The organism is Streptomyces sp. NPDC007205 (genome assembly GCF_040634095.1).
In the GTDB taxonomy this organism is placed as follows: Bacteria; Actinomycetota; Actinomycetes; order Streptomycetales; family Streptomycetaceae; genus Streptomyces.
On record NZ_JBEYEW010000184.1, the window covers coordinates 1 to 1301 of the forward strand.

1 pseudogene is annotated in these 1301 nt (G+C 67.8%); it reads right to left on the minus strand.

Features of this window, described 5'->3' with window-relative positions:
• Nucleotides 1–1301: pseudogene (locus ABZ624_RS43115) on the minus strand (ISAzo13 family transposase); the annotation flags it as partial.

Sequence of the window (1301 nt, forward strand, 5' to 3'; positions counted from 1 at the left end):
GTGACGCCGAAGAGTTGGCCGAGGAGGTCCATGGTCGCAAGTTTGCGCAGGTGGAGCACAGTGACCAGGATCCGGTCGGCTGGGATGAGTTTGGCTTTGGCACCTGTACCAGGGGCTACCAGGCGCTCGTGACCGCGCCGTGTGCGGAGCACTTGCTCGCGTTGAGCCTCCAGTCAGCGCGTCGATTAGCTCGCTGAGCTGCTGACGGGTCATCCCGGTCAGTTCCGGGTCCTGCAGCGAACGCCGTGTGAGGCGAGGCGGTCTGCCTGCCGGGGCCTGGTCCGACGTGCTGTTGGTCGTGGCCGCGTCCATCGGATGCTTGGGGTGGAGGGTGGAGTTCCAGTCGCCGTGGAAGCGGTGGCGGGTGATCGTCAGGGAGGCGATCTCGTCGTCGTTGACCTGGATGCCGGTGGGGTACGGGTTGGTGTCGAGTTCCGCGTGCACGGTCAGACCGGTCTTGGTGGTGGTCGCCGCGATGCTCTCGACGATGACTTCGTGGCTGGTCAGGGGCGTGCCGCGCCAGTTCATGGTGATGTGGGAGAACAGCCGGTGCTCGATCCGGTTCCACTTCGAAGTCCCGGGAGGCAGGTGGCAGACGGTGATGGCCAGGCCGGACTCAGCGGCGAACCGGGCGAGTTCGGTCTTCCACGTGCGGGTGCGATACCCGTTGGAGCCGCCGGCATCGGCGGTGATCAGCAGCCGGCTGGCCGTCGGGTAGGTGGCCCGCCCGGCTCCGTTCCACCAACGGCGGATCGACTCGACGGCGAACGCGGCGGTGTCGGGGTCGGTGCCGACGTTGGCCCAGCCGGTGTTCGCGGCGACGTCGTAGATGCCGTAGGGCACCGCCCTGCCCAGCACGCGGTCGGGGAAGTCGTGGGTGTCGACCCGCACCGGCTCGCCTCTCGGCTCCCATTCACGGCCGTTGTTCTTGAACGGGCCGTCAGCTCCTTCTTCTTCGTGTCCACACTGATCACCGGAGCACCGCCGTCCTGGTGGTTGCGGGCCTGCTCGTTGAGGTAACGGAACTGTGCGTCCCGGTCGGGGTGCTGCTTGCCTTCCAGCGTCTTGGCATTGCTCTGCAGGCTAAATCCCTCCTCGCGCAGCAGGTCGCCTACCGTGTCCGCGGAATCCTGTGGCCCTGTCGGGTCAGCTGCTCGGCCAGCTTGCGGGTGGATTTGGTGGTCCAGCGCAGCGGCGACATGGGATCTCCGCGGACGTCGGGCTCGACCAGCGTGAGGAGTGCCTCCCGAACGGCTGGGTCCCGGTCGACGACGCGTTTGCGGCCGGCGCCGGGCCGGCGG